This window comes from Clostridium sp. TF11-13AC, assembly GCF_003481065.1.
Taxonomy (GTDB): domain Bacteria; phylum Bacillota; class Clostridia; order Lachnospirales; family Lachnospiraceae; genus Otoolea; species Otoolea fessa.
In genome coordinates, this window is the sequence record NZ_QUKJ01000001.1 from 435635 (window position 1) to 462472 (window position 26838).

Below are 26838 nucleotides of genomic sequence, written 5' to 3' on the forward strand. Positions count from 1 at the left end.
AGGTCTCTTCTTTCAATTTATGGGAATGTGCGTCAGATGAAAAATGTTTTGCGTGAATTTTTTTAAATCATGTGATAGAATAAGAAAAAGATAAAGGTGACAGGCGGGTGATAAGAATGGAAATTCATATACAGAACAGGAAAAAGGGCTTTACGCTGGCGGAGCTTTTGGTAGTCGTTGCGATAGTTTCCATTTTAACTGCAATTTCTATTCCTATTTTTACCAGGCAGCTGGAGACCAGCCGGGAGGCCACGGATCTTGCCAATGTCCGTTCTGCATATGCAGAGGTTATGGCAGCGGTCATGATTGAGGATACAGAGAATGAAGTGAAGGTTGTAAAGCTGAAGCAGAAAAAAGAAAAATGGCAGTCGCATGACCCGGTGACGATAGGTGGAGTGATGCATTATAATGATCAGGGTGATACGGCCAACTGGATTGGTTATCCGGTTCCGGGTGGGGAGTGTGAAGTTTCCTATCGGTCGGATTCGGGAGTGCTTTTTAACTGGAAAAGCGGAAAGGGTACAGGCGGTTCGGAACAGAAATATGCGTTTAATATCAATTGCGATGTACATGAGCCCTTGAATAATAGTGGCATATTGGAAATGCTGGGTGATAACAACAATTTTGAAATTGATTCCAACTGTACAAAATCCAATATGCTTCCCAAGATACAGGCGAAGATTGAGGAGGACAGCCTGTTAAAAAAGGGAACCTGGGCCTATCTGGGAGATGCAAAGGATAAGTCGAAGCGATATTTATTTTGGACATCTGTAGATATATCCTCAGATTCGGTTGGTGCAGGAAAGAAGATACCGGTTATTATCAGTACAGCAGATGGAAGGTTTTATATTTCAGAAACAACTACCGCTATGCGAGTGAATAAAGCTGGTAATTATATAGCAATCGCCGGTCATCTGACTCCAACACAGTATAAGGAATATCTTTCGAAGGATAAAAAGTATGAGAATCTGCAGGAGGCATATGATGCATACGCAAAGCTGGTGACAGATGGGACGTATCCACAGTATAAGGATACGCTGCCGAAGTAGGGACTGTGCAGCTGTTACAGCGGGGCGTCTTTAAAGTGGGAGGAGCCAGGGCATATGTTACTGTTCACGCATACGTGCCCAGTAACGGGCATATATCATTTATCAACCTGTGCCGAAAACCTTGACATTTTCCCGAAAAACCTCTATGATAACAAGGAACTGAAAAATGAAAGGCAGTGAAGAAGAGGAGTACACATAGAAGCCCTGACAGAGAGAACCGCGCAGGTTGAGAGACGGTTCCGGGAAACGGATGTGGAAGGTAGCTTCGGAGCCGGATTTCTGAAAAACCGCGTTCTGCTATGACTTAGGAATGTTGTGAAAGAGAGTGGTGGATAAGAGATCCCGGGAGTTCCCGTTATAGAATCAAGAGGATTGGGGTAAAGTCTGGATGTGTGCAAAGAAAACACCGGCAGGCGGAAATCCTGATTGAATTAAGGTGGTACCGCGTATATGACGCCCTTTGCAGATGATATGTCTGCAAGGGGCTTTTTCATTTCATAGGAAATTACGTCCTATGAAACAAAAAACGCTCCGCGAGGATGCGCACTCGCGCGAAGCAGAAACATGTCGCAAGCGACCGCGCTCGGCGCGAGAATGTGCCAAGGCACATTCTTTTTCATAGGAAACGCGCTTCGGAAAGGACAAAACAGATGAAAAAACAGGGTCCGCTGACAAGCTGTGATACGTGCGGCAATTATGTCTATGACGATGATTATGGGTATTATCTGTGCGAGGCAGATTTGGATGAGGACGAGATGGCGGCATTTTTAAGCAACCAGCGTTTTGTCTGCCCGTACTACCAGACGGATGATGAGTACAAGATTGTCCGGAAACAGATGTAAGAAACTGCATCGGAAATTACACAAAATGAAGGTAAACAAGATGCGGTTCATGATAGAATGCGAGGATAAACAGCATTTGATGAGTTAAAACACAAAAGGAGAATCGATCAATGAAAGAACTGGAAAAGACATATAATCCGGCGGATATTGAAGATCGCCTGTATCAGAAATGGCTGGACAGCAAATATTTCCACGCCGATGCAGAGCGTGGACGCAGAAACGGCAAGAAGCCGTTCACGATTGTGATGCCGCCGCCAAATATTACCGGACAGCTTCATATGGGACATGCGCTGGATAACACCATGCAGGATATCCTGATCCGTTACAAGAGAATGCAGGGCTATGAGGCACTGTGGCAGCCGGGTACCGACCATGCGGCGATCGCAACGGAGGTTAAGGTTATCAATAAGCTGAAAGAGCAGGGCATTGACAAGCATGATCTGGGTCGTGAGGGCTTCCTGGAGAAAGCATGGGAGTGGAAAGAAGAGTACGGCAGCCGTATCGTAAAACAGCTTCACAAGCTGGGTTCCTCCGCTGACTGGGACCGCGAGCGTTTCACGATGGACGAGGGCTGTTCCGAGGCGGTTCTGGAAGTATTTACCAGACTGTATGAAAAAGGTTATATTTACAAGGGATCCCGTATCATCAACTGGTGCCCGGTCTGCCAGACTTCCATTTCGGATGCCGAGGTAGAGCATGAGGAGCAGGACGGCTTTTTCTGGCACATCAATTACCCGATCGTCGGCGAAGAGGGACGTTTCGTCGAGATCGCAACCACCCGTCCGGAGACGCTGTTAGGCGATACTGCGGTAGCTGTCAACCCGGAGGATGAGCGCTACAAGGATATCGTAGGCAAGATGTTAAAACTGCCGCTGACCGACCGAGAGATTCCAGTCATCGCGGATGAGTATGTAGATAAAGAGTTCGGTACCGGCTGCGTAAAGATCACACCGGCACATGACCCGAACGACTTTGAGGTAGGAAAACGCCACAACCTGGAAGAGATCTGCATCATGAATGACGATGCAACCATCAGCGTACCGGGCAAATATCAGGGCATGGACCGCTACGAGGCGAGAAAAGCCATGGTAGAGGATCTGAAGGAAATGGGACTTTTAGTCAAAGTCGTTCCGCATTCCCACAACGTAGGTACTCACGACCGCTGCGGCACAACCGTAGAGCCGATGGTAAAACCGCAGTGGTTTGTCAAGATGGAAGAGATGGCGAAACCGGCGGTAGAGGCACTTAAATCCGGCAGACTTAAATTCGTTCCGGAGAGCTTTGGAAAGACCTATCTGCACTGGCTTGAGGGCATCCGTGACTGGTGTATTTCCCGTCAGCTCTGGTGGGGACACCGGATTCCGGCATATTATTGTGATGACTGCGGCGAGATGACCGTTGCCAAGAGCGCACCGGCGGTATGCCCGAAATGCGGCGGCACCCATCTGCATCAGGATGAGGACACGCTGGATACCTGGTTCTCTTCCGCCCTGTGGCCGTTCTCCACGCTGGGCTGGCCGAAGGACACACCGGAATATGAATATTTCTATCCGACCGACGTGCTGGTAACCGGATACGATATCATTTTCTTCTGGGTTATCCGTATGGTATTCTCCGGTCTGGAGCAGACTGGCAAAGAGCCGTTCCACACCGTCCTGATCCACGGTCTGGTACGTGATTCTCAGGGACGTAAGATGAGTAAATCCCTTGGAAATGGTATCGATCCGCTGGAGGTTATCGACAAGTACGGCGCCGATGCACTCCGTATGACCCTGATGACCGGTAACGCACCGGGCAACGATATGCGTTTCTACTGGGAGCGTGTAGAAGCAAGTCGCAACTTTGCAAACAAGGTGTGGAATGCATCCCGTTTCATCATGATGAACATTGAGAAAGCGCCGGTAACGGATGTAAAACTTTCTGACCTGCAGATGGCTGACCGCTGGATCCTCTCCAAGGTCAACACGCTGGCAAAAGATGTCACCGAGAACATGGATAAGTACGAGCTGGGAATCGCCCTCCAGAAGGTTTATGATTTCATCTGGGAGGAATTCTGTGACTGGTACATTGAGATGGTAAAACCGAGACTCTGGTCCGAGGAGGATACCACCAAGGCAGCTGCACTCTGGACCCTGAAAACGGTTCTGATCCAGTCCTTGAAACTGCTGCATCCATATATGCCGTTTATTACCGAGGAAATCTTCTGCAACCTGCAGGATGAGGAACCGTCCATCATGATTTCTTCCTGGCCGGTCTACAAGGATGAGTGGAACTTTGCAGAGGAAGAGAAGGCAGTTGAGACGATCAAGGATGCAGTCCGCGCGATCCGCGGTGTCCGCACATCCATGAACGTACCGCCGAGCAAGAAGGCAAAAGTATACGTTGTATCTGAAGATCCGGAAGTTCTGTCCATCTTCGAGCACAGCCGCGTCTTCTTTGCAACTCTTGGCTATGCGAGCGATGTTATTCTTCAGAAGGACAAGAGCGGAATCGCAGACGATGCTGTATCGGCTGTGACTGCAAAGGCAACCATCTATATGCCGTTTGCAGAGTTAGTTGATCTGGACAAAGAGATCGAACGCCTCAGCAAGGAAGAAGAGAAGCTGAAAAAAGAGCTTGCCCGTTCCGAGGGTATGTTAAGCAATGAAAAGTTCGTCAGCCGCGCACCGGAGGCAAAGATTGCCGAAGAGCGCGAGAAGCTGGAGAAATACCGCCAGATGATGGCACAGGTACAGGAGCGCCTGGCACAGCTGCGGAAATAGTTGAATATGAAGTAAAAGGCAGGATCGAGAGATCCGCCTGATGCGTGAAATAAGCCGATGTGTATGGGGAAAACTATATGCATTGGCTTATTTGCAAAGAAAGAACCGAAATTATTCTGTTTTTTATCTCAGTCGAGAAGACTCCCACCTCTTCAGGTGGTGAGTAATAGCAAATTTATCTCAGTGGGAGTCCATTCTCCGACTGAGATAAACGCTCCGCGAGGATGCGCAGTGATTCTGTAAAGAATATGTCAGCTTCGCTGACCAGAATCACGCGCCAAGTCTCACGGACGTTCGACTTGAATTATATGGGCGAATGCCTTTGAAGAGAGAAAGGAGATTATTTTTTTATCCTCGAACGAGGATAATTGGATTATACGAGATATTATGGAGATAAGAACAGCGACAATAGCAGATCTGGCTCAGATTGCAGCCGTGGAAGCAGAATGCTTTCCGGCAGCGGAAGCCGCAACGAAAGAGGAGTTTGAGGAGAGAATTAAGTATTATGGAAATCATTTCTGGCTCATGTTTGAAGGCGAAAAGCTGATTGCGTTTGTGGACGGCTTCGTCACAGACAAGCCGGATCTGACGGATGAGATGTACGAACGGGCAGAAATGCACGATGAAAACGGCGCATGGCAGATGATTTTTGGTGTCAATACGATCCCGGCATACCGGAAACATGGCTATGCGGGACAGTTGCTCCAGTGCGCCATCGAGGATGCCAGAAAACAGGGGAGGAAGGGACTTGTGTTGACGTGCAAGGAAAAATTGATAGCCTATTATGCCAAGTTTGGATTTGTGAATGAGGGGATCTCGGAATCGGTGCATGGAAACGTGATCTGGTATCAGATGCGGTATAAGTTTTAAATTTAAGAAGAAATACGTGATTGCCCGCAAATACTAATAATACTTATTATAGGAATCGAAATGGCGTTTTTAATAGAAGTGTGATAAGATACAAGTATCAGAATTAAAAATGAGACGCCATTTCGATTTTTTGTAATTGTTTGCAACAAGCATTACAAATTCTTTTCCATCTTTCTGCGTGTATCTTTTGCGTGTGTTTTATATGCATAACGGGCATCGGAAGCAGGCTGCACGGGATTGGGTGAAAAAGGGTCAAAAGGGGCGTCCGCAAACAGGAGGGGTTAGAGAAAACATGAAATCATTGCAGGCGCGTTATCTGGATCGACTGGCAGAGCTTTACCCGACGATTGCAGCGGCATCGACGGAGATCATCAATCTGGAATCGATCTTAAATCTGCCGAAAGGAACGGAACATTTCCTGACCGATATCCATGGGGAATACGAGGCATTTTCTCATGTATTGAAAAATGGTTCCGGTTCCGTCAAGCGAAAGATTGACGATGTATTTGGAAATACCCTGAGCCGTCAGGATAAGCAGTCACTGGCAACCCTTATTTACTATCCGGCGGAGAAAATGAGCCGGATTCTGCAGACGGAGAAGAACCCGGATGACTGGTATAAGATCACACTCTATCGTCTGATTGCGGTCTGCCGCCGGGCAGCGAGCAAGTACACGCGTTCGAAGATCCGCAAGGCGCTTCCGAAGGAATTTGCCTATGTGCTGGAAGAACTTCTGACTGAGCGCGGTGATCTGCAGGACAAGGAATCCTACTACGATGCCATCGTCCAGACGATTGTCCGTGTGGGACGGGCGAAAGCCTTTATTATAGCGCTAAGCGAGCTGATTCAGCGCCTGACGGTCGATCATCTTCATATCGTAGGCGATATCTATGACAGGGGTCCGGGACCGCATATCATCATGGACAAGATGATGACCTATCACTCGATTGATGTCCAGTGGGGCAATCACGATGTGCTCTGGATGGGCGCGGCAGCGGGACAGATGGGGTGTATTGCAAACGCAATCCGTATCTGCGCGAGATATGGAAACCTGGATATTTTGGAGGATGGTTACGGCATCAACCTTCTTCCATTGGCAACCTTTGCGATCAATACATATGGGGATGACCCGTGCACCTGCTTCCAGTTAAAGGGCAGTGACTCTTACAGTGCGTCTGAGCGCGAGATGAACCAGAAGATGCACAAGGCGATCTCGATCATCCAGTTCAAGGCGGAAGGGCAGATCATCAAGCGCCATCCGGAATTTGGTCTGGAGAAACGAAATCTTCTGCATCATATTGATTTTGAACGCGGCGTTCTGGAAATGGATGGCAGAGAGTACAAGATGCTTGATATGAATTTCCCGACGGTGGATCCGAAGGATCCATATGCATTTACACCGGAAGAAGCGGATATCATGGAACGTCTGGAACGTGCGTTCATGAACTGCGAGAAGCTGCAGCAGCATATGAAGTTTCTGCTGGCGAAGGGAAGTCTCTATAAAGTATACAACAACAATCTTCTTTACCATGGCTGCGTTCCGTTAAATAAGGACGGTACCTTCAAGGAGGTAGAGATCTACGGCAAGCAATATAAGGGAAAGGCGCTATACGATATTCTGGACAATTATGTCCGCAAGGGGTTTGTCGCGGTCGATAAGGCAGAGCGGGAAAAAGGCAGGGACATGATGTGGTATATCTGGCTGAATGAAAATTCCCCGCTGTTCGGCAAGGACAAGATGGCAACGTTTGAGCGCTATTTTCTGGCAGAAAAAGAGACACATAAAGAAGTAAAAAATCCGTATTACGATATGCTGGAAAATGAGGAAGTGCTTGACCGCATTCTCCGTGAGTTTGGTCTGGAGCCGGAGGGCGCGCACATCATCAACGGTCACGTCCCGGTCAAATCCAAAGACGGCGAGAGCCCGCTCAAATGCGGCGGTAAGCTTCTCGTCATCGACGGTGGTTTCTCAAGGGCATATCAGAAAGAAACCGGTATCGCGGGGTATACGCTGATTTACAACTCCTACGGTCTGATTCTGGCAGCGCACGATCCGTTTGAGTCCACCGAGGCGGCGATCGAGAAGGAGAGTGATATCCATTCCGAGAGCCGTATGGTCAAATGGGTGCCGGAGCGCAAGTGCGTCGGGGATACCGATATCGGACGGGAACTGAAAGAGAAGATCAAAGATCTGGAAAAACTGCTGAATGCGTACTATAGCGGTGCGATCGCGGAGAAATTTACGCGGTAGATCATTCGCCAGACAACGGATGCAAATGGAAATCACGTAAGTGATCCGATTGCAGTGAATGCTGTAGAGGCAAATATTCAGAAATCAGAGAGTGTAAAATGAAAAGGAATACGGCAATGACATAATATGTATCATGTCATATACAGTGTGCCGTGATTTGAGGACTTTTACAGCCGATGAGAGAAAAGAAAAAAGGAAAACGTTGATTTTCTGATTACATTATTTTCAAAACAAAAAAAACGTAATATTCCAGTTTGCGTTGCGGTTGTAGTTTGTAATATTTTATAGTACAATAATAAAAAATTTATTAAAAAAAGGAATGCAGCAATGACATAATACATATTATGTCATATACAGGGACATATATAAAGCAGGAAAATCTGGTTGGCGGAAATATGGACATCTTTTGATTATAAGACAGAGCGAGAAGAAGACAGGAGTTCACCGATACTGGGTGTGCCAATGCGATTGCGGAAACATCTGTCTGGTTTACGGAACGCATTTAAAAAGTGGACATACAAAAAGCTGCGGCTGTTACCGCAGAAAAAAGCAGACGCATGGATGGCTGGATCTGACGGGAGAACAAAGCGGCGCTGAGAGCGAAGGGAGAGAATAGAATGTTGCAAAAATCGCAGGAAGAGCCGAAAAAAAAAGAACAAAGAATTTCGGACATACATACACACGTTCTTCCGGGACTTGATGATGGCTCGAAAAGCATAAGCGCCAGTGTTCGGATGCTTCGGAAATCATATCAGCAAGGTGTGCGCAATGTGATAGCAACCCCTCATTATACCGTCTATCACTGGCGGACAAAACCGGAACAGATACAGAGACTTATGGAGCAGATGGCAAAAGCGGTTCAGAAGGTGATGCCGGAGCTGCGACTGTATAGCGGGCAGGAAATACAATATTTTGAAGGCATGGCTGATATGCTTCAGAGGGGAGAACTGCTGACACTGGCGGGAAGTCATTATGTTCTGGTAGAATTCCTTCCCCAGTCGCAGTGGAGCCAGATACAGAATGCAGTCCGGGAGCTGCTGCTGGCGGGATATTTCCCAGTGCTGGCGCATATTGAGCGTTATCAGTGTCTCAGAAAGACAGGACGTCTGACAGAGCTTCAGAGGGAGGGCGCTTATCTTCAGATGAATTACGGAAGTCTGATAAAGCTTAGAAATGTCTGGAATTTACGTGAGAGACTGGAACGGCGCTGGTGCCGTAAAGTGTTGCTGGCGGGATATATCAGTTTTTTGGGAACCGATATGCATGGGGTTCATCACCGTGCACCGGACAGTGACAGGGCACTTGCCTGGATCCGGAAAAAAGGCGGGGATACATTGGCCAGACAATTGTCAGTGGAGAATCCAGAAAAAATAATCCTGGATGAACGATTATAAGAGAAACTCTAAAATACATCTGAAACAGATTGGCAGAATGCCGGTCAGAAAAAAAGAAAGAAAAGGAAATTTGTAAGGTATGGAAACGAAAGAGAGTCAAAAACAGGCGTGGGATGACGAGGATGTAATTGATGTCGGAGAGATTTTGTATGCATTGCTCCGGAAACTCTGGATTATCATCGGAGCGCTTGTGATTGGAGGAGCAATTGGAGGGGCATATAGTTACTTTTTGCTCACACCGCAGTACACTTCAACCGCAAAAATCTATGTACTGACAAAAGAAACAACACTGACATCGTTGGCCGACCTGCAGATTGGCACGCAGCTGACGCAGGATTACAAGACGATCATTACCGGCCGCTCGGTCATGGAAGAGGTAGTCGATAAACTTCATCTGGACATGGACTATAAAAACCTGGTTAAGAAGATTGAAGTGGAGAATCCGAAAGATACACGTATTCTGAGCATCTCAGCGCAGGATCCGGATGCGGAAATGGCAAAAAAGATCGTTGATACGACGGCAGAAGTAGCATCGGACTATGTAGGAGAAATCATGGAGATGACACCGCCGAAACTCATCGAGAGCGGTGAGGTGGCTGTTAAAAAGACCAGTCCGAGCAATACCAAAAATGCTGCGATTGGCGCTTTGATAGCAGCCTTTTTGGTGTGTGCATACATCAGCCTGACCGTTATTTTGAATGATACGATTCAGTCAGAGGAAGATGTGGAGAAATATCTGGAACTGCCGGTACTGGCTGTGATTCCGGAGAGCAAGATTCACGGAAGAGGCGAGAAAAAAGTAAAACGTACCTCTGGCATCTGGGATATCATCAATCCATTTGCCGGAAAAGAGAAAAACGAAAGAAGGTAGGAGAGCATGGCAAACCAGAATCTGTTCATCCCGGTTACACAGGATGAAAAAAAAGACTATCAATATGAGGAAGCAATGAAAACACTCCGTACCAACATTCAGTTTTCGGGCAGTGGATTGAAAGTGATCATGCTGACCAGCACGATGCCGGATGAGGGAAAAAGTGAGACATCTTCCCAGCTGGCGATTTCAATGGCACAGACAGAGGGACGAGTTTTATTTATTGATGCCGATATCCGTAAATCCGTGCTGGTATCCCGCTTCGGATTCGGGCAGCAGATTTACGGTCTGACGCAGTACCTGACAGGACAGAAACTGCTGGGGGATATTCTGTATCATACCAATCTGCCAAATCTTGACATCATTTTCTCTGGCCCGATGGCGCCGAATCCGGCGGAATTGCTGGGAGAGGACGCATTTGCGCGGCTGGTTGAATGGGCAAGAAATGAATATGACACGATCATCATTGATACGCCGCCTCTTGGAAGTGTCATTGACGCAGCTATTATTTCTCAGCGCTGTGACGGAGCTATCCTGGTAGTTGAAAGCGGGGCGCTCAGTTATCGCCTGGTGCAGAAAGCAAAAAACCAGCTTGAGCGGACGGGCTGCCGGATTTTAGGAGCCGTACTGAATCGTGTCGATATGGCAGGCAGCGGATACTATCATAGATATTATGGAAAATATTCCAAATATAGTAAATATTACGAAAACGAGTCGGATAAATGAAAAAGCAGAATATGATTCGATGGATTGCCGGAGCGGCGCTGGGAATCGCCTGCGTGGGATTCGGTATCCATGCGTATTACAGATATGAAGAGAGAGAAGCAGCCATGCAGGAGATGGAAGCACGCGGGCAGCAGGAAAACAAGGATGCAGAAGACCAGAAAAATGGGATTTTGACCTGGAATGGAAAGAAATATCGCCGGAATACAGCGATGAGAGCCATTCTTTGTATGGGTATTGATACGAAGGGCGAGATGGCATCACAGGTAGTTTCGGGAAAAGGCGGCGATGCCGATGCCATCTTTCTGATCGCCGAGGACGCGTCCAGAGATCAGGCTCAGATTGTTCTGATTCCAAGAAATACAATGACGGAGATAGAGGTATTTGACTATTTTGGGGAACCTCTGGGAACCGAGACACAGCAGCTGACGCTGGCGTATGCGTTTGGAGACGGGCGGGAAGAAAGCTGTGAACTGACAGCAGAAGCCCTTTCTAAACTTTTATTTGGTCTTAAGATCGACGGATACTTTGCAGTCAATATGGATTCGATTCCCTATTTCAATGATGCAGTCGGTGGTGTGCCGGTTACTGTGGATGACGAGATGGTCGCAAACCAGTATCCAGAAGATTTCAAGATGGGAGAAACAGTCAACCTGATCGGAGATCTGACAGAAAAATATGTCCGCTTCCGGGATGTGGACGAAGAGGGTTCCGCAAGTATTCGTCTTCACCGGCAGAAAGGATATCTGAAAGCGTTTATTCAGAAGGCAAAGGAAAGTCAGGCGGCAGACAAAACCACCATAACCCGGCTGGTGGATGGAATACAGAAATTGGCGATCACCAACATGGCAAAGGACCAGTACATGGACATGGGACTGGCGCTTTTGAACAGTCCGGATGCCATGGAAGACGGTGATTTTATTGAACTGTCGGGAAAAATATATCAGGGAAAATTCGAAGAGTTTTATCCAGATATGGATGAGCTAAAAGAGATTGTCATCAATCTTTTTTATAAAGAAAAAGCTTAAAAAGCAAAGGCTTTGAAAGCCGGAAAGGAAGGTTCAAATGAAAAAGAAGTACGCAGCACTCATGATGGCAGCAGCAATCATGGCAGTGCCGGGCACACTGGCAATGGCAGCGAGCCCGAACACAAATGTGACGGTCAACCGCGGAGGAAGCAGTTCAGGTTCTGCCTCTTCCAAGAGCGCAGGTCTCAATGTAAATGCGGGAACCATTACCAACAAGACATCTACGGGTATCAAGAATAGTGGTAAGAATGGTTCCAACGGTATTACTGTTTCGCAGGGAAATACTGCAAATGGCAGTTCGGTTGGGTTCGCATCCGATCAGCAGATCAAAGACGGCAATAGCTGGGCTGTTGCAGAAAAAGTGTTTGAGATCAATGCAGGTGTTCCGCTGTATCGTGTAACGGGTGATCCGGCACTGGTTGGATATTCTCCGCTTATGCCGGCACAGCAGCTCATGACAACCGATGCAAATGGCGGTGTAGTGAGTGATCCGGTCACGGTAAATATTGCAGTAGCAGCTCTGGGTGATGTTCAGAATGTAGAAATCTACTACTACAGTGAAACCGATCATAAGTGGGAATTAGCTCCGGTCAACGGGATTGATCATGCAACAAACTCTGTTAATGTAACAATTCCGGGCAATGCAGTCTTTACATTGGTTCATAAGAACTAATTGATAAGGCCGCGGAAGCCGGCAGGTATCTGGTAAGAGAGGTACCTGTCGGTACCTTGAGAGGCTGATTTACAAAGTCGATTGCAATAGGCATTGACGGGGGGAGCGGTAGATATGTACAGAAGAAATTCAGGCGGATGGATGAAGCATATCGATTTCATCATCCTGGATGTGATTTCTCTGCAGGCGGCATTAATACTTGCCTATGCATGCAGTGGGTATGGATGGGATATATACACACCGATTTTGTATCGGAATATGGCGATTTTTTTAGGAATGATGGATCTGATTTTGCTGGTTTGCCGGGAGACAATGCGGGGAGTCATAAGAAGAGACCATTTTGTGGAATTTATAGTAGCTGTCAAGCAGGCCGTTTTTATAGAAGGCAGTGCTCTTTTATATCTGTTCCTTCTGCAGGAAGGGCAGAGGTATTCCAGGCTGGCACTGATGCTGACGGCTGTCTTCTATATCGGAATCGCATATATTGTGCGTGAATGCTGGAAATGGCATCTGCAGCGGAAAAAAACAGTCGATGGAAACAAGCGTGTTCTGCTGATTGTGACAAATGAGGACATAGCCGGACGGACGGTCAAAACGATCAAGGAAAACAATTATGCACAATACATGATTGCGGGGGTCTGCCTGATCGGATGTCACGAATCGCATGTAGGAGAGAAAATCGAAGAAATCCCTGTGATAGTGGAGGAGGAAGAACTTCCCCATTATGTCTGCCAGGGATGGATTGATGAGGTTGTTGTTATAACCTCAGAGATGGTGCCATATCCGGATAAGCTGCTGAACCAGCTGACAGAAACCGGCGTAACGGTGCATCTGAACCTGGCAAAAGTGACAAGTGTGCCGGGAAAGAGACAGTTTGTGGAGAAAATAGGACCGTATACCGTGCTGACAACGAGCATCAATTATGCGTCGTCTTTCCAGCTTTTTCTCAAACGGATGATGGATGTCATAGGCGGACTGATCGGCTGTGCATTGACGGCGGTACTCTTTTTATTTCTTGCACCTGCGATTTATCTGTCATCACCGGGACCGATCTTTTTTACCCAGGAAAGAGTCGGAAAAAATGGAAAACGGTTCAAAATGTACAAATTCAGAAGTATGTACATGGACGCCGAAACACGCCGTGATGAGCTGATGAAAGAAAATAAGCTGGGCGATGGAAAGATGTTCAAGCTTGATTTTGACCCGCGCGTGATCGGAAATCAAATCATGCCGGATGGAAGCCATAAGACCGGAATCGGTGAATTTATCCGCCGGACAAGCCTGGATGAATTTCCTCAGTTTTTCAATGTGCTGAAAGGAGATATGTCGCTTGTAGGCACCCGCCCGCCGCTGATTTCAGAGACCAATCTCTATGAATTGCACCATAAAGCCAGACTGGCGATCAAGCCGGGTATTACCGGTATGTGGCAGGTCAGCGGTCGAAGTGAAATCACGGACTTCGAAGAAGTTGTCCGCCTCGACCGGGAGTATATCACTAATTGGAATATCGGAATGGATATAAAGATTCTGATGAAGACGGTGATGGTGGTTTTGAGGAGAGATGGGGCGGTGTAAGGGGGACAAGTTATCCATAAGTGGATGGCTTCGATTGAGAGCAGAGAAAAGCCTGATTTCATGCGGGTTTGCGCGGCTTGACCTTTTCACCTCAACTTGTTTCTGCTTGTCATGGTGCGTTACGGCCAGCGTGCTTTCAGGGGTTAATGGCTTCTGGTTGCGCTCTATACTTAACCCATCACAGCGAAAGCTGATAGAGCAGAAAACAGAATAAGGAGGTACGAGGACAAGCCTGCGTATAGATTGTTGTTGCAATCTGTATACAGGCTTGTTGTTGTGCCGTGAAGTAAGTTGAGGGGTAAAAGAATACGATTGGCAAGAAATACCATCCTTCGGGATGTGTACATAGATAAAAACACCTTTTGAGGGAATTGGGTCCAAGGAAGACCGGAGGAGTAAATATTATGAAGAATTTCAAAATCGCTGTTGCTGGCACTGGGGATGGAGATATAATAGGGTCAACCAAGAAAAACCACGATAAATAAAGGATTTCGACGGCTCGACTCGTTCGACAAAAGTGTTTATTTGCTGACAGGCTGCGGAGAAGCTGAAATCCAGAGGTTATAGGTGGGAGGTTTTGGTGCAGCTCTGTTTTGACCCACAAAATGAGCAGCAAGTAAAAAATTAAGGAGAACGAATCGAGCCTACGGTGGATTGCCATTGAGCAATCCGCCGTGGGCTTGTTTGCTGTTTTATCAAATAAAAAATTGGTGAGGGAGAACAGAACTATGAGAAATTATAAAATCGCTGTGGCCGGCACGGGATACGTAGGGCTTTCGCTGGGAGTGCTTCTGAGCCAGTATCATCAGGTGGTTGCAGTCGATATTGTGCAGGCTAAGGTCGATATGATCAACAACAAGAAATCTCCGATTCAGGATGATTATATTGAAAAATACTTGGCAGAAAAGGACTTGAATTTAACCGCAACTCTGGATGCAAAGGAAGCATACTCCGATGCAGATTTTGTTGTAATAGCCGCCCCCACAAATTACGATAGCCACACCCAGCACTTTGATACGTCTGCGGTTGAAGCTGTAATCAAGCTGGTCATGGAATATAACCCTAATGCCATTATGGTTATCAAGTCTACAATTCCTGTGGGCTATACGGCAAGTGCAAGAGAAAAGTTCAACAGCAAGAATATCATTTTCAGCCCGGAGTTCCTGCGTGAATCTAAAGCCCTTTACGATAACCTGTATCCTTCTCGTATCATTGTGGGTACTGACCCGAACGATGAACGTCTGGTGAAAGCCGCACATGAGTTTGCTGGTCTGCTCCAGGAAGGTGCAATCAAGGAGAATATTGACACGCTGTTCATGGGCTTCACTGAGGCCGAGGCGGTCAAGCTGTTCGCTAACACCTATTTGGCTCTGCGCGTGGCTTACTTCAATGAGCTGGACACCTACGCAGAAAGCAAGGGGCTGAACACCCAGCAGATCATTGATGGTGTCTGCCTTGATCCGCGTATCGGTAGTCACTACAACAATCCAAGCTTTGGCTATGGTGGATATTGCCTGCCGAAAGACACCAAGCAGCTTTTGGCTAACTATGCCGATGTGCCGGAAAATCTGATTGAAGCAATCGTGGAATCTAATCGTACTCGTAAGGAATTTATTGCAGACCGCGTTCTGAAGCTGGCTGGCTACTATGGATATGATGCAGAGAATGAGTTCGATGAGGACAAGGAGAAATCCGTCACGATTGGCGTTTACCGCTTGACGATGAAATCTAACTCCGACAACTTCCGTCAGAGTTCTATTCAGGGGGTTATGAAGCGTGTGAAGGCAAAGGGCGCAACAGTCATTATCTATGAGCCGACTCTGAAGGACGGAGAGACATTCTTTGGCTCTGTGGTGGTCAACAATCTGGCAAAGTTCAAGGAAATGAGCCACGCCATTATTGCGAACCGCTATGACAAGTGCCTGGATGATGTAAAAGAGAAAGTTTACACGAGAGATATTTTCCAGAGAGATTGAGGAAAAAGTCATGATAAAAACACGAGATGATTTACAAGATTGTCTGGATAAAGATAAACGAGCTTTGGGGATAAAGAAAAGCAGACCGTCCATTATTGGAGATGAAGTATGGAAATTTGAAATCGCTTTGAGGATGGATGAATTTTATAGAAATACTCAAAAGAACAAATTGGCTGGACTTTTTTGGAAATGGCGACATAAGCAGCTAGGATTAAAATTGGGGTTTTCAATTCCATGCAACTGTTTCGGGGGGGGGCTGAAAATAAATCACTATGGTCTGATTGTAGTGCATCCGTTGGCAAGGATTGGAGAATGGTGTGATATTCACCAAGGTGTGAACATTGGACAAAATATCGAAAAAGGCTCTGTTCCGGTAATTGGAGATAATGTTTGGATTGGACCAGGTGTCAAAATGTTTGGCAAGATAACTCTTGGCGATAATATGATGATTGGTGCTGGTGCAATCGTAAATAAATCGTTTGAAAAGGGTAACTGTACAATAGCGGGAAATCCTGCAATACGAGTAAGTGACCACGGAAATGTGTGGTTTAGAGAATAATATAGAAATTTGGAAGATGAAGTATGAAAGATAAAAAAATATGTTTTGCGGCTTCATCGGGTGGACATTATGAGCAGCTAATGATGTTAAAACCTTTGATGGAAAAATATGACAGTTTTGTTATAACCGAAAAAACAGATTATAGCGCAAAGGCAAAAGGCGAAAAAACATACTACATGAATCAAGTGAACCGCCGGGAAAAAGATTTTGTCTGGCAAATGATTGTAAATACATGGAAGTCCATTGGTATTTATAGGAAAGAAAAGCCAGATGTGGTTATCTGTACGGGCGTTCTGGCGATGATTCCAATTTGCCTTATTGCAAAACTTATGGGGAAAAAGCTTATTTATATAGAATCATTTGCAAAGGTGACTTCGCCCACTGAAACAGGAAAGCTACTTTACAAGTTTGCCGATCAATTCTATGTGCAGTGGAAACCGATGCTGAAGTTCTATCCTAAAGCGATATATTTAGGAGGAATCTATTAAATGGCAGAGAAAATTTTTATAACATTGGGGTCCCAGAAATTTCAATTTAATAGATTGCTTATAGCTGTGGATAAGCTGTGTGAAAAAGAAATCATTTGCGGAAAAGATGTATTTGCGCAGATTGGTTACAGCGATTATGTTCCCCAAAATTATCGCTATAATAATTTCATGGACAGAGAAGAATTTAGCGTGGAAATGGGTAAAGCGGATATAGTGATTACTCATGGTGGAACGGGTGCGATTATTGGTGCAGTAAAAAAAGGAAAGAAAGTCATTGCTGTTCCACGTCTTGCAAAATATGGAGAACACGTTGATGACCACCAGCTTCAGTTGGTTAAACAGTTTGATGATCTGAATCTGATTTGTCCGTGCGGAGACACAAATGAATTAGCAGAGGCAATAGAAACAGTGAAACATACAGAGTATTCGGAATACGAATCGAATACTAATACTATCGTAAAAAGCATTGAAAATTATATAGAAACATTGAGGAGATAATTATGGGATTTGCGAAAAATTTATATAGAAATATTCTGCGTGTTTTGCCGGATAAGCCGGCTCTTTACCTGATTTACTTTAGAGGATATCAAAAAATACTGAATTTGAAAAATCCGCAGTATTTTGGCGAAAAAATTCAGTGGTTGAAATTATACGGGCATCTTGATGAGCTAAGTCGGTATGTTGATAAATATGAAGTCAGAGATTTTGTAGAGAAAACTGTTGGGAATAAGTACTTGAATAAATTGTATGGCGTTTATAACGGATCGGATGAAATCAACTATGATAGGTTGCCTAATAAATTTGTACTTAAGTGCACAAATGGAAGTGGTGCGGTTCTTATTTGCAAAGATAAAAATTCTCTTAATAAAAAGAATGCCGCTACTACGATGAATAAGTGGTTGAAAGATGATTTTTACAAGATGAAAAAAGAACCACAATATAAAGGCGTGAAGAATAGAATAATTGCAGAAGAATATTTGGAAGATGAATCGGGAGCGTTAAGAGATTATAAGTTTTACTGCTATGATGGAGAACCTCTCTATTATGGCGTTTTTACAGACCGTTATACAGATGAAACTGTTGATATGTACGATATGGACGGAAATAAATTAGAGGGTATTATTAACGGTGGAGTAAAAAATAGTGATTATGTTCTGCCACAAGGGAAAAATTTTCCTGAAATGATAGATGTGGTACGAAAGCTGGCAAAACCATTCCAGTTTGTAAGGGTGGATTTGTACATGGCAAACGACCACATTTATTTTGGTGAGTTGACATTTACAGATGGAGCAGGATCTGATCCGTTTACCCCACGCTCGTTTGATCTTGAAATGGCTAAAAGAATTAAATTGGGCCGTGTGTTACAGGAAAAATAAAATTTAAGAGAGGTTTATTGTGGAAACACTTATTAAGATTAATGATTTTGTGAATGGAATTGTATGGGGCGTTCCCATTATGCTTCTGATTCTTGGAACTGGTGTCTATTATACAGTCCGATTCGGATTTATGCAGTTTCGCCATCCAGCATGGCTTGTGAAGCAAACAATTATAAAGGCTTTTAAGAAAAAGGATGAAGGGCCGACCGCACAAGGCGAACTTACGAGTTTTCAAGCGGCGATGACATCGGTATCTGCGATAGTTGGTTCCGGAAATATTGCAGGTGCAGCAACGGCAATTGTTATGGGCGGACCGGGAGCACTTGTATGGATGATTTTAGCGGCTTTTGTCGGTATGGCAACTAAATTTGCTGAGATTGCACTGGGTATTAAATATCGTAAAATACATAAGGATGGGACGGTCAGCGGCGGTGCAATGTATTATTTGGCAGACGGCTTGCACCAAAAATGGCTTGGTATTCTGTTTTCGATTTTGGTTATTCCGTTTGCATTTGTTATATCTGGTGTGGTTGATACCAATACAATTGCATTGACATTAAATGAACGATATAGTATCCCGACAGTAGTAACTGGAGTGATTTTAGCAGTATTGGTCGGGATTATTGTATTTGGTGGAATTGGAAGAATTGGTCATGTCTGTGAGGTTGTTGCACCTTTTATGGGCGGAGCGTATATTCTTGCTGGGCTGCTAATCATGATTGTTCATATTACTCAGGTTCCGGGAGCAATCGTAGAAATTATTACAGCAGCATTTAATCCGAAAGCGGCAACTGGCGGAATTGTGGGTTCGGTATTTGTATGCATGAGATATGGTATTGCGAGAGGTATTTATTCTAATGAGGCTGGGTTGGGAACTGCGGCAATGGTGCATTGTGGTGCAAAAGTAAACAATCCCATTGAACAAGCTGTATGGGGACCAGTTGAAGTATTTCTTGATACTGTATTTATTTGTAGTGTAACCGGAATTGCAATTGTACTTTCGGGATTATGGAGTAGTGGTCTTGATGGTGCGGTGCTGACGATGAGAGCTTTTGATTCACTTTTACCTGGCGGAATTGGTGGATTTATTTGTCTGGCTTCGGTTGTTCTTTTTGGATTTTCATGTTTGATTAGTTATTACACCTATGCAGAAAGAGCTGGAGAATATATTTTTGGACAGAAGATAAAGCCGATTATCAAGGCGTTATGGGTTGTTATTATTCTAATTGGATCACAAAGTACACTCGGCTTTGCATGGGATTTGGCCGATACATTTAACGGATTGATGATAATTCCTAATCTTATTGGTATTATTTTGTTGAGTAATGAAGCCGTTAAAATGAAAAATGATTATTTTAAGAGAAACAATGTGGAGAAAATAAAAAAATGAGAATTTTGGTAGTTGGGCCAAGTCCGACAAGATCAAAGGGTGGAATGGCAACGGTTATAGAAGAAATTGAAAAAGATAAGACATTAAATTCTAAATTTAATATAGATATTTATGAATCCTATATTGACGGAAATAAATTAAAGGTTTTATTCTTTTCGCTATTTTCATTTATTAGGTTTTATTTCACAAAAAGAAATTATGATATTTACCATATACATGCAGCTTCATACGGAAGTACATTCAGAAAAGGTTTGTATGTTCATGCCGCGAAAAAGTGGGGCAAAAAAGTAATTTTACATATTCACGGTGCTGAATATATGCTCTTTTATGAAAAAAGCAATCAAAAGGATAAGATTGTTTCAATATTGAAAGAAGCAGATGAGGTTATTGCGTTGTCTGCCGAATGGAAAAAGAAGTTTGATGAAACATTTGGATTAAAAAATTGTGTTGTTCTTGAAAATGGTATAGACACTGAGAGATTGAAACCCGCTATAACGAGTGTCAAAGATCATCCACATACTTTTGTATCTCTTGGGCGACTTGGAGAAAGAAAAGGAACGTATGACCTCATCAAAGCAATAGAACGAGTTAAGGGTCAAATACCGGACATTAAATGTTATTTGGCTGGCGATGGGGATATTGACAGATGCAAGCAGATCGTTGAGGAAAAAAATCTCAAGAGCAATATCTTTATTGTGGGATGGGCTGATTTTGATAAAAAATTAGAACTGCTAAAAAAATCTAGTGTATTAGTGCTTCCATCTTATAATGAGGGACTTCCGATGGCGATTTTGGAAGGTATGGCTTGTGGAAAGGCTATTATAAGCACAACGGTTGGCGCAATTCCAGAAGTAGTGAAAGAAGAAAATGGAATATTAATAGAGCCAGGAGACACTGAAAAGCTCTCAGAAGCTTTAATAACATATTGTATGAATCAAGAGACAGTAGAAAAAATAGGAAAAAATAATATTGCGCTTATTCATACAAAGTACAGCATGGACGCGATGCATCAAGAAATAGCTCAATATTATATTGATGTGATGCAGGAGAAAAGAGTATGAAAAAAATCGGATTAGCAGTATGCTATGACACAAAAAATTTCGGAAGTCAATTACAGGTGCTTGCCACAGTAAAAAAAGTTGAGGAGCTTGGTTATAAGTCGGAAATAATTCGTTATAAAAAAAAAATAACGCCAACTTTTATTGTTCAAACAATTCCTAGATTATTTAATATCTCGTTTTTGAAATCGAAACTTTCTGGGAACCAAAAAGATAATGCACTAAAAAGCAAACCTTTTTATCAGGCACAAGTGCAACAACGAAATCAACGTTTTGATGCTTTTGTAGACAAGTATTTTGCTCCATTGTTTTCGGAATCTTATGGTGGTTGGGAAACACTTGTGGCAAAATGCAAGAAAAACTATGATGCATTTCTTTGTGGAAGTGACCAGCTTTGGCTGCCGAATAATCTGGGAAGCCATTTCTACACGCTTGAGTTTGCACCCGATAATAAGTCCAAGATTGCATATGCAACGAGCTTTGGAGTGAGCCAAATTCCAAATTCTCAAAAAAAGGCTACCGCAAAATATTTGAACCGTTTTCAGCATTTGAGTACCAGAGAACTTGCTGGACAAAAAATCATTAAAGAATTAACAGGGAAAACAGCGCAGGTAGTATGCGATCCCACTCTGTTGTTTGACGCAGAGGGATGGAAACAAATGCTTCCGGAAAAAGAAGTTGTAGAAGAACCGTATGTGTTCTGCTATTTTTTGGGAACAAATGAAGAGCATAGAAAGTTTGCTAATGAGTTCAAAAACAAGACAGGGCTGAAACTGATTACTTGTCCGTTCTTGGATAATTATGTGGAATGTGATTTGAGTTTTGGCGATATTCAGCTCTTCGATATGGATGCAGTAGACTTTGTGAATTTGATTCGTCATGCTGAGTATATTTTGACAGATTCTTTCCACGGCTCTGTTTTCAGCATTCTGAATCACAAAAAATTTATGACGTTTAACCGCTTTAATGCAGGAGCAAATTCAAGAAATAGTAGAATTGATAGCCTTTGTACCTTATTGGGGCTTAGTGAGAGAAGATACAGCGGAGACGTTATGAATGTCGAAAAGGACATCAATTACAACGCTGTTGAAGAAAAACTGGAAAAATTAAGAGCAGACTCAATTAAATACTTGGAGACAGCTCTGAAGTAGGAGAGATAGAAGATGATACAGATATCTGATAAAACAAAATGTTGCGGCTGTACCGCGTGTGCGAGTGTTTGTCCGAAAAATTGCATATCAATGCAATGTGATGGAGAAGGATTTCTGTATCCGGTAGTTGATGCTGATTCATGTGTGAATTGTGGTCTGTGTGAGAGAGTATGCTCACAGTTATCAGAACATGAGGAAGAACGAACAGATCGTGTTAAATATATCGCTTGTCAGAACATAAATGAGAATGTTCGCAAAGTTAGTACAAGTGGCGGTATGTTTGGTTTGTTGGCAGAACAGGTGATTTCTTCAGGTGGCACAATTTGGGCGGCAGGATTTGATGATACAGCCATTGTTGTGCATAAGGAAGCAAGGGAGTTTGATGAGCTGAATGATTTGTATGGCTCGAAATATGTTCAGTCAGATTTGAAAGACACATTCAAAAAAATCAGACAAGAACTAATTACAAGCGATAAAACAGTTTTGTTTGTAGGTACTCCATGCCAGGTAGAAGGTTTACTATATTATCTTGGCAAAAAAGAAAAAGAACACTTGCTTACGGTTGATCTGGTTTGCTATGGTGTTCCGTCACCAGGGCTTTACAAAGAATGGATTCAGGATATTGCTCAAAAACATGGCAGTAAAGTTTCAAGAGTATATTTCCGCGATAAAAAATATGGATATGCAGGTGTCAATATTAAGGTAATGCTGCAAAATGGACAGGCATTGGAAGATATTGTTGATGTTAAAACATATACAAAGACAATGTTCTCCAAACTAGGATTGAGACCGTCCTGTTATAAGTGTGTTTATCGTGGAAGAAATAAGATGTCAGATTTTACGATTGGAGATTTCTGGCAGATTGGTGATTACTCTAAGCAAATGGATGATGATAGAGGAACATCCATTGTACAGATCAATACAAGAAAAGGTGAAGATTTTCTGAATGATATTGGTTCGGAAAAGATTAAAAAGATTCATGTTGAGACATTAGAAAACGATGATTTGAAAAGCAAAATCTATAAAGAAGATTATACTTTTGAAATACCGAAAAATAGATCGCAATTTTTTGAAGATTCTGGGCGAATGTCTTATGATGATTTGATTCAAAAATATCTGCCTGCATCGAGAAAAGACAAAATGGCGACTGCTTTGAAGCCGATTATCCATAAGATGCCATTTTCGCATTTCTTCTTTAGAACAATGAAAAAGGTAAGAATGAACAGGAGAAAAAGAAAATGAATGATAATCAAAAGACCGTAAAAGTTATACATATGGCACCTCTGGGAAGCGGAGGTATCTCAAAACTTACAGTTACGATCAATGAGCTGATAGCAGATAATATTCAATTTGATTATCTGGTTTTTAGAAATAAAAAAGAATTTTTAGAGGATAAAGCAATTTCTCTTGGTGGAAAAAAACAGGTAATTGATGTTGCGAACATAAAGAATGATTTTTTGAAATTTTTTATCAAAATGAGAGCCATGGTCAACCTGTTCAAACGGGAGCAATATGATGTTGTTCATGTGGATGCTTCAACACCATATGATGTCATGGTAGCGATTGCAGCTAAAATCGCTGGCGTTCCAACGATTGTCATGCACTCGCATAATGATAATTTCCAAAGTCAAAAGCCGTTGAGAGATGCTTTTATCCCAATTTATAAATTGCTGATGAAGGTAGTTGTAACGGATTATTTCACAATTTCAGAAAAGTCAGCAAAATTCATGTTTCCTAAATCTGTGTACGAAAGTGGAAACTATACCTTAGTAAAGAATGGTATTGATGTTGAGCAGTATGCTTACAATAAAGATGCCAGAAAAAGAATCAGGGAAGAACTTGGTATACAGGATAAGGTTGTAGTAGGTCATGTAGGTCGTTTTGTATATCAGAAGAACCATGATTTTATTCTGGAAGCATTTGCGGAATTTCACAAACACTGTCTGAATAGCGTATTGTTGCTTGTTGGAGAGGGTGAACTTCTTCAAAGCATTCAAGATAAGGCAAAAAATATGAGAATTGCAGATTCTGTGATTTTCTATGGTGTGACGTATGATATTCCGGGCGTATTACAGGCTATGGATATGTTCATATTCCCATCAAGATTTGAAGGTCTTGGAATTGTTGCAATAGAAGCACAAGCTGCTGGATTGCCTACGATTTGTGCAGACACTATTGTTGATGAAGTTGATATTACACCGAAGTTTATTCGTGTACATGGATGGAATCCAAATGATTGGGCAGATCAAATGCTGAAAGTTGTGCCAGATTGTGATAAACGCTCGGATTGCAGAGCAGAAGTAATAGATGCAGGATACGACATTAAAAATACAGCTCAACAACTAGAGAATTTTTATGTTCATTCTGCGCGAATATAAACAGTAGAGGAAAGTAATTTATGGAAATTAAGGTGGGAACAAAATCATTAAACTCATATTTTATAATCTTTGTCTTTGTGTTGATGGAACATTGCTTTTATCTAATCAATACAGATACATTTAGGATCATATTTCTTAATTATGCGATGACTTGGTTTCTGCTTTTTATGGCAGGAATTGTTCTTTTGTATATTCGATATAGGTTAAATAGAAAATCTGTTCGGATGTATTTTTCATCCGATGTTAGTGCATTGATTGTTTTGGCGATTATATCAATCGTTCAATGTAATTTTCTTATTGGTCAACCGTTATCAATGGGATTTGCTCCACAACGAAATTATATCTTTATACTAGTAAGTTATTTTACTATCCGAAAGCTAATTGCTTTAGATAAAATCGATATCAATACAGTGGTTAACGGTCTGCTGTTTTGTGGAGTTCTTTCTGTCATAATCTATTGGCTTCAAGTGAATTTAATTGATTATGTTCAGTTTGTGCATGTATATAAGGCAGCAAGAGTGACACGCTTATATGTAGACAGTTTTATGTGTGTTATTATCGGATTCTTGGGCCTTAGCAAATATCTGGAAGAGAACAACAAAAAATATCTGTTTTTTGTAGCGATAGAACTTGTATACGAATTGATTATTGGACAATCAAGATTGGAATTAGCTTCAGTAGTTCTTGGATATGCAGTAATGATATTACTGATGAAAAGGCTTTCATTTAGAAAAATATGTATGATTTTGATTGGTGTTATTGCAGTTGTGGTATTTATTAATAGTGCATTTTTTGAACGTTTTAATGAAGCTTTGCAGATGCAATTTTATAATACTACAACAGGTATTGACACGATGGCAATCCGAAAAGTAGCTAGAGATGAATTTGTGAGACAGCTTAAACAAAGTCCTGCAACCTTAATTTTTGGATGCGGATATCCTAATATTGGATATTCTGGCACTGCATCAACAGCATATATTGCGGTGGGAAACGAAAGAATCGGGTTGGTGGACAATGGGATTTTCGCTTTTGTATATGTTTATGGATTGCTAGGAGCAAGTGTTGTTATCAAGTGGTTTTATAAATTATATAAAAGTGCTTGGAAATTATATAAGATAAAAAATATATATTGGCCTCTTGGCTTTGTTATTTCATTGACAATCTTGCTATACAATATTACATTTTGGTGGAATAAGCCAAGTTGGACATTGGGTATGGTCTTTCTTATGTGCTATATGGAACACAAATTGAATGATGAGTTGGACGAGGAGAAATAGACAATGAAAATAAAACATACGGTGGAAAGAATCACGGATTTTTTCTTTTCAATTGTAACAAAAAAAGATAGACATTATGCAGATATTTTAATGCGGGATTGCTGTATGTCTTATGAAAAAGAAACAGGAGATTACTGTTCTTATAGAAAAAGATCAGGTTCGGCAGAAAATTTGATTGTGCATTCAGGGATGCTCTCAAACATGAGCGATGTCGCAATCGTGATACAGGGACCGCTAATTTTAGATAATCATTTTACCTTAAATACGGTTAAACTTTACAAACGTTACTATCCCGGATGTAAGGTCATTGTTTCTACATGGAATGATTCTAATAAGAGTGAAATTGATAGTCTAAAGACAGCTGGAGCGGATATAGTGTTAAATGCAGCACCGGGCATCTTTGGACTGGGAAATATGAATTTCCAAATTGTTTCCACAAAAGGCGGCATTCAATGTGCAGATGATGCAGGTGCTAAGTATATTTTAAAGACACGCTCAGATCAGCGGATTTACAAACCGCACATGCTGGAATATTTTAAAACATTAATAGATCAGTTTCCAATAAAGCAAGAAGTTGACAGTGCAAAACAGAAGGAACGAATTATAGCAGTCCAAACAACAGTTGGTGGAGGAATGTTTATTCCGTATTTCATTGCGGATTTCTTGTATTTTGGAACGGTACAAGATATCAGAAATCTTTTTGACATAGAGTTGGATGTAAGCCCAAATAGAACAAAAGACGAGCGAAGAATATGGTTGAGAGATTTATTAAGTAGTAATCCAAGAATTGGAGATTATTATAATATTACTGCACCAGAAATTAAAATTGTAAAAAATTATATCAAAAAATATATTACAGAGAATTTGGAAGATACAGTGAGGGGGTACTGGGATTTTGTTAGCAATTATCTAATTACAGTTTCTTGGGATGATATAGGATTGTTTTGGCCGAAATACGATAGATATAATGAAAGTAAACTTTTTCGAACATATAGTAAAAATGACAATACAGATTTATATCTGCAATATAATTGGACTTTTCAGAACTGGCTGTTGCTCAATCAGGGATTTTTTAAATACAAGCCAGAATTTGAAAAATATTATATGCAGACCTGTGACAAACTTAATTTGAAGATATAAGGGAGGA

At 42.6% G+C, this 26838-nt stretch carries 24 protein-coding genes and 1 other annotated feature; all 24 genes read left to right on the forward strand.

The annotated features are described in order from the left end of the window. The first annotated feature begins 116 nt into the window (after window positions 1–116). The 24 genes from DXD12_RS01850 (at window position 117) to DXD12_RS01965 (ending at window position 26831) form a co-directional block, all read left to right on the forward strand. Window positions 117–1049 carry a type II secretion system protein gene (locus tag DXD12_RS01850; RefSeq protein ID WP_243105325.1) on the forward strand — a complete coding sequence of 311 codons (933 nt, stop codon included), beginning with the start codon at window positions 117–119 and terminating at the stop codon, window positions 1047–1049. A gap of 167 nt (window positions 1050–1216) precedes the next feature. Next, window positions 1217–1513: a binding site (T-box leader), on the forward strand. A gap of 186 nt (window positions 1514–1699) precedes the next feature. Further along, a complete protein-coding gene (locus DXD12_RS01855) occupies window positions 1700–1891 on the forward strand; it encodes a DUF6472 family protein (RefSeq protein ID WP_022358726.1) in 192 nt (63 codons plus the stop codon). Between the two features lie 110 nt (window positions 1892–2001). Next, complete coding sequence (locus DXD12_RS01860; protein ID WP_118637154.1) at window positions 2002–4653, forward strand: valine--tRNA ligase; 2652 nt, start codon at window positions 2002–2004, stop codon at window positions 4651–4653. A gap of 387 nt (window positions 4654–5040) precedes the next feature. After that, on the forward strand, window positions 5041–5523 hold the full coding sequence (locus DXD12_RS01865) for a GNAT family N-acetyltransferase (protein ID WP_107000411.1): 483 nt from the start codon (window positions 5041–5043) through the stop codon (window positions 5521–5523). Window positions 5524–5815: 292 nt separating this feature from the next. After that, a complete protein-coding gene (locus DXD12_RS01870; RefSeq protein WP_118523389.1) occupies window positions 5816–7774 on the forward strand; it encodes a fructose-1,6-bisphosphatase in 1959 nt (652 codons plus the stop codon). A 406-nt stretch (window positions 7775–8180) separates the two neighbouring features. Beyond that, window positions 8181–8390: a hypothetical protein gene (locus DXD12_RS15510; RefSeq protein ID WP_243105326.1), complete on the forward strand. Its 210-nt coding sequence runs from the start codon at window positions 8181–8183 to the stop codon at window positions 8388–8390. A gap of 1 nt (window position 8391) precedes the next feature. After that, window positions 8392–9168: a CpsB/CapC family capsule biosynthesis tyrosine phosphatase gene (locus DXD12_RS01880; protein ID WP_118472775.1), complete on the forward strand. Its 777-nt coding sequence runs from the start codon at window positions 8392–8394 to the stop codon at window positions 9166–9168. 79 nt (window positions 9169–9247) lie between these two features. Next, a complete protein-coding gene (locus DXD12_RS01885; RefSeq protein WP_118472776.1) occupies window positions 9248–10039 on the forward strand; it encodes a Wzz/FepE/Etk N-terminal domain-containing protein in 792 nt (263 codons plus the stop codon). 6 nt (window positions 10040–10045) lie between these two features. Next, entirely contained in the window at window positions 10046–10765 is a 720-nt protein-coding gene (locus DXD12_RS01890; RefSeq protein ID WP_118472777.1) for a CpsD/CapB family tyrosine-protein kinase, read from the forward strand. Beyond that, the gene (locus DXD12_RS01895; protein WP_118637156.1) at window positions 10762–11790 is read left to right on the forward strand and encodes an LCP family protein; all 1029 of its coding nucleotides are present in this window, start codon (window positions 10762–10764) and stop codon (window positions 11788–11790) included. The genes DXD12_RS01890 and DXD12_RS01895 overlap by 4 nt, the downstream gene beginning before the upstream one ends. Before the next feature lie 37 nt (window positions 11791–11827). After that, window positions 11828–12463: a hypothetical protein gene (locus DXD12_RS01900; protein ID WP_118472779.1), complete on the forward strand. Its 636-nt coding sequence runs from the start codon at window positions 11828–11830 to the stop codon at window positions 12461–12463. A gap of 114 nt (window positions 12464–12577) precedes the next feature. Beyond that, window positions 12578–14038, forward strand: coding sequence for a sugar transferase (locus DXD12_RS01905; RefSeq protein WP_118539089.1), 1461 nt, complete (start codon window positions 12578–12580; stop codon window positions 14036–14038). A 728-nt stretch (window positions 14039–14766) separates the two neighbouring features. Continuing rightward, window positions 14767–16014 (forward strand): nucleotide sugar dehydrogenase, encoded by a 1248-nt coding sequence (locus DXD12_RS01910; RefSeq protein WP_118637158.1) that lies wholly within the window; start codon window positions 14767–14769, stop codon window positions 16012–16014. Between the two features lie 10 nt (window positions 16015–16024). Continuing rightward, window positions 16025–16573 carry a serine acetyltransferase gene (locus DXD12_RS01915; RefSeq protein ID WP_118637160.1) on the forward strand — a complete coding sequence of 183 codons (549 nt, stop codon included), beginning with the start codon at window positions 16025–16027 and terminating at the stop codon, window positions 16571–16573. A 23-nt stretch (window positions 16574–16596) separates the two neighbouring features. Next, window positions 16597–17061 (forward strand): PssD/Cps14F family polysaccharide biosynthesis glycosyltransferase, encoded by a 465-nt coding sequence (gene pssD / locus DXD12_RS01920; RefSeq protein WP_118490770.1) that lies wholly within the window; start codon window positions 16597–16599, stop codon window positions 17059–17061. Then, window positions 17062–17559, forward strand: a complete 498-nt coding sequence (gene pssE, locus DXD12_RS01925; RefSeq protein ID WP_118490772.1) for a PssE/Cps14G family polysaccharide biosynthesis glycosyltransferase — start codon at window positions 17062–17064, stop codon at window positions 17557–17559. A 2-nt stretch (window positions 17560–17561) separates the two neighbouring features. Next, entirely contained in the window at window positions 17562–18437 is an 876-nt protein-coding gene (locus DXD12_RS01930) for an ATP-grasp fold amidoligase family protein (RefSeq protein WP_118637162.1), read from the forward strand. Window positions 18438–18456: 19 nt separating this feature from the next. Further along, window positions 18457–19827, forward strand: coding sequence for a sodium:alanine symporter family protein (locus DXD12_RS01935; RefSeq protein ID WP_118637164.1), 1371 nt, complete (start codon window positions 18457–18459; stop codon window positions 19825–19827). Further along, entirely contained in the window at window positions 19824–20888 is a 1065-nt protein-coding gene (locus tag DXD12_RS01940) for a glycosyltransferase family 4 protein (RefSeq protein WP_118490778.1), read from the forward strand. Before DXD12_RS01935 ends, DXD12_RS01940 begins: the two co-directional genes overlap by 4 nt. Further along, complete coding sequence (locus tag DXD12_RS01945) at window positions 20885–22036, forward strand: polysaccharide pyruvyl transferase family protein (protein WP_118637166.1); 1152 nt, start codon at window positions 20885–20887, stop codon at window positions 22034–22036. Before DXD12_RS01940 ends, DXD12_RS01945 begins: the two co-directional genes overlap by 4 nt. Before the next feature lie 12 nt (window positions 22037–22048). Next, window positions 22049–23278 carry a Coenzyme F420 hydrogenase/dehydrogenase, beta subunit C-terminal domain gene (locus tag DXD12_RS01950; RefSeq protein WP_118637168.1) on the forward strand — a complete coding sequence of 410 codons (1230 nt, stop codon included), beginning with the start codon at window positions 22049–22051 and terminating at the stop codon, window positions 23276–23278. Next, window positions 23275–24414, forward strand: coding sequence for a glycosyltransferase (locus DXD12_RS01955; RefSeq protein WP_118637170.1), 1140 nt, complete (start codon window positions 23275–23277; stop codon window positions 24412–24414). The genes DXD12_RS01950 and DXD12_RS01955 overlap by 4 nt, the downstream gene beginning before the upstream one ends. A gap of 20 nt (window positions 24415–24434) precedes the next feature. Further along, window positions 24435–25691 (forward strand): hypothetical protein, encoded by a 1257-nt coding sequence (locus DXD12_RS01960; RefSeq protein WP_118490786.1) that lies wholly within the window; start codon window positions 24435–24437, stop codon window positions 25689–25691. 3 nt (window positions 25692–25694) lie between these two features. Then, on the forward strand, window positions 25695–26831 hold the full coding sequence (locus DXD12_RS01965; RefSeq protein ID WP_118637172.1) for a WavE lipopolysaccharide synthesis family protein: 1137 nt from the start codon (window positions 25695–25697) through the stop codon (window positions 26829–26831). Window positions 26832–26838: the final 7 nt, after the last annotated feature.

Coding starts and splice junctions, on each gene's coding strand:
- DXD12_RS01890 (WP_118472777.1), top strand. CDS start 10,046: ATGGCAAACCAGAATCTGTTCATCCCGGTTACACAGGATGAAAAAAAA.
- DXD12_RS01950 (WP_118637168.1), top strand. CDS start 22,049: ATGATACAGATATCTGATAAAACAAAATGTTGCGGCTGTACCGCGTGT.
- DXD12_RS01915 (WP_118637160.1), top strand. CDS start 16,025: ATGATAAAAACACGAGATGATTTACAAGATTGTCTGGATAAAGATAAA.
- pssE (WP_118490772.1), top strand. CDS start 17,062: ATGGCAGAGAAAATTTTTATAACATTGGGGTCCCAGAAATTTCAATTT.
- DXD12_RS01865 (WP_107000411.1), top strand. CDS start 5,041: ATGGAGATAAGAACAGCGACAATAGCAGATCTGGCTCAGATTGCAGCC.
- DXD12_RS01870 (WP_118523389.1), top strand. CDS start 5,816: ATGAAATCATTGCAGGCGCGTTATCTGGATCGACTGGCAGAGCTTTAC.
- DXD12_RS01905 (WP_118539089.1), top strand. CDS start 12,578: ATGTACAGAAGAAATTCAGGCGGATGGATGAAGCATATCGATTTCATC.
- pssD (WP_118490770.1), top strand. CDS start 16,597: ATGAAAGATAAAAAAATATGTTTTGCGGCTTCATCGGGTGGACATTAT.
- DXD12_RS01860 (WP_118637154.1), top strand. CDS start 2,002: ATGAAAGAACTGGAAAAGACATATAATCCGGCGGATATTGAAGATCGC.
- DXD12_RS01850 (WP_243105325.1), top strand. CDS start 117: ATGGAAATTCATATACAGAACAGGAAAAAGGGCTTTACGCTGGCGGAG.
- DXD12_RS01960 (WP_118490786.1), top strand. CDS start 24,435: ATGGAAATTAAGGTGGGAACAAAATCATTAAACTCATATTTTATAATC.
- DXD12_RS01855 (WP_022358726.1), top strand. CDS start 1,700: ATGAAAAAACAGGGTCCGCTGACAAGCTGTGATACGTGCGGCAATTAT.
- DXD12_RS01910 (WP_118637158.1), top strand. CDS start 14,767: ATGAGAAATTATAAAATCGCTGTGGCCGGCACGGGATACGTAGGGCTT.
- DXD12_RS01895 (WP_118637156.1), top strand. CDS start 10,762: ATGAAAAAGCAGAATATGATTCGATGGATTGCCGGAGCGGCGCTGGGA.
- DXD12_RS01930 (WP_118637162.1), top strand. CDS start 17,562: ATGGGATTTGCGAAAAATTTATATAGAAATATTCTGCGTGTTTTGCCG.
- DXD12_RS01880 (WP_118472775.1), top strand. CDS start 8,392: ATGTTGCAAAAATCGCAGGAAGAGCCGAAAAAAAAAGAACAAAGAATT.
- DXD12_RS01945 (WP_118637166.1), top strand. CDS start 20,885: ATGAAAAAAATCGGATTAGCAGTATGCTATGACACAAAAAATTTCGGA.
- DXD12_RS01965 (WP_118637172.1), top strand. CDS start 25,695: ATGAAAATAAAACATACGGTGGAAAGAATCACGGATTTTTTCTTTTCA.
- DXD12_RS01955 (WP_118637170.1), top strand. CDS start 23,275: ATGAATGATAATCAAAAGACCGTAAAAGTTATACATATGGCACCTCTG.
- DXD12_RS01940 (WP_118490778.1), top strand. CDS start 19,824: ATGAGAATTTTGGTAGTTGGGCCAAGTCCGACAAGATCAAAGGGTGGA.
- DXD12_RS01900 (WP_118472779.1), top strand. CDS start 11,828: ATGAAAAAGAAGTACGCAGCACTCATGATGGCAGCAGCAATCATGGCA.
- DXD12_RS01885 (WP_118472776.1), top strand. CDS start 9,248: ATGGAAACGAAAGAGAGTCAAAAACAGGCGTGGGATGACGAGGATGTA.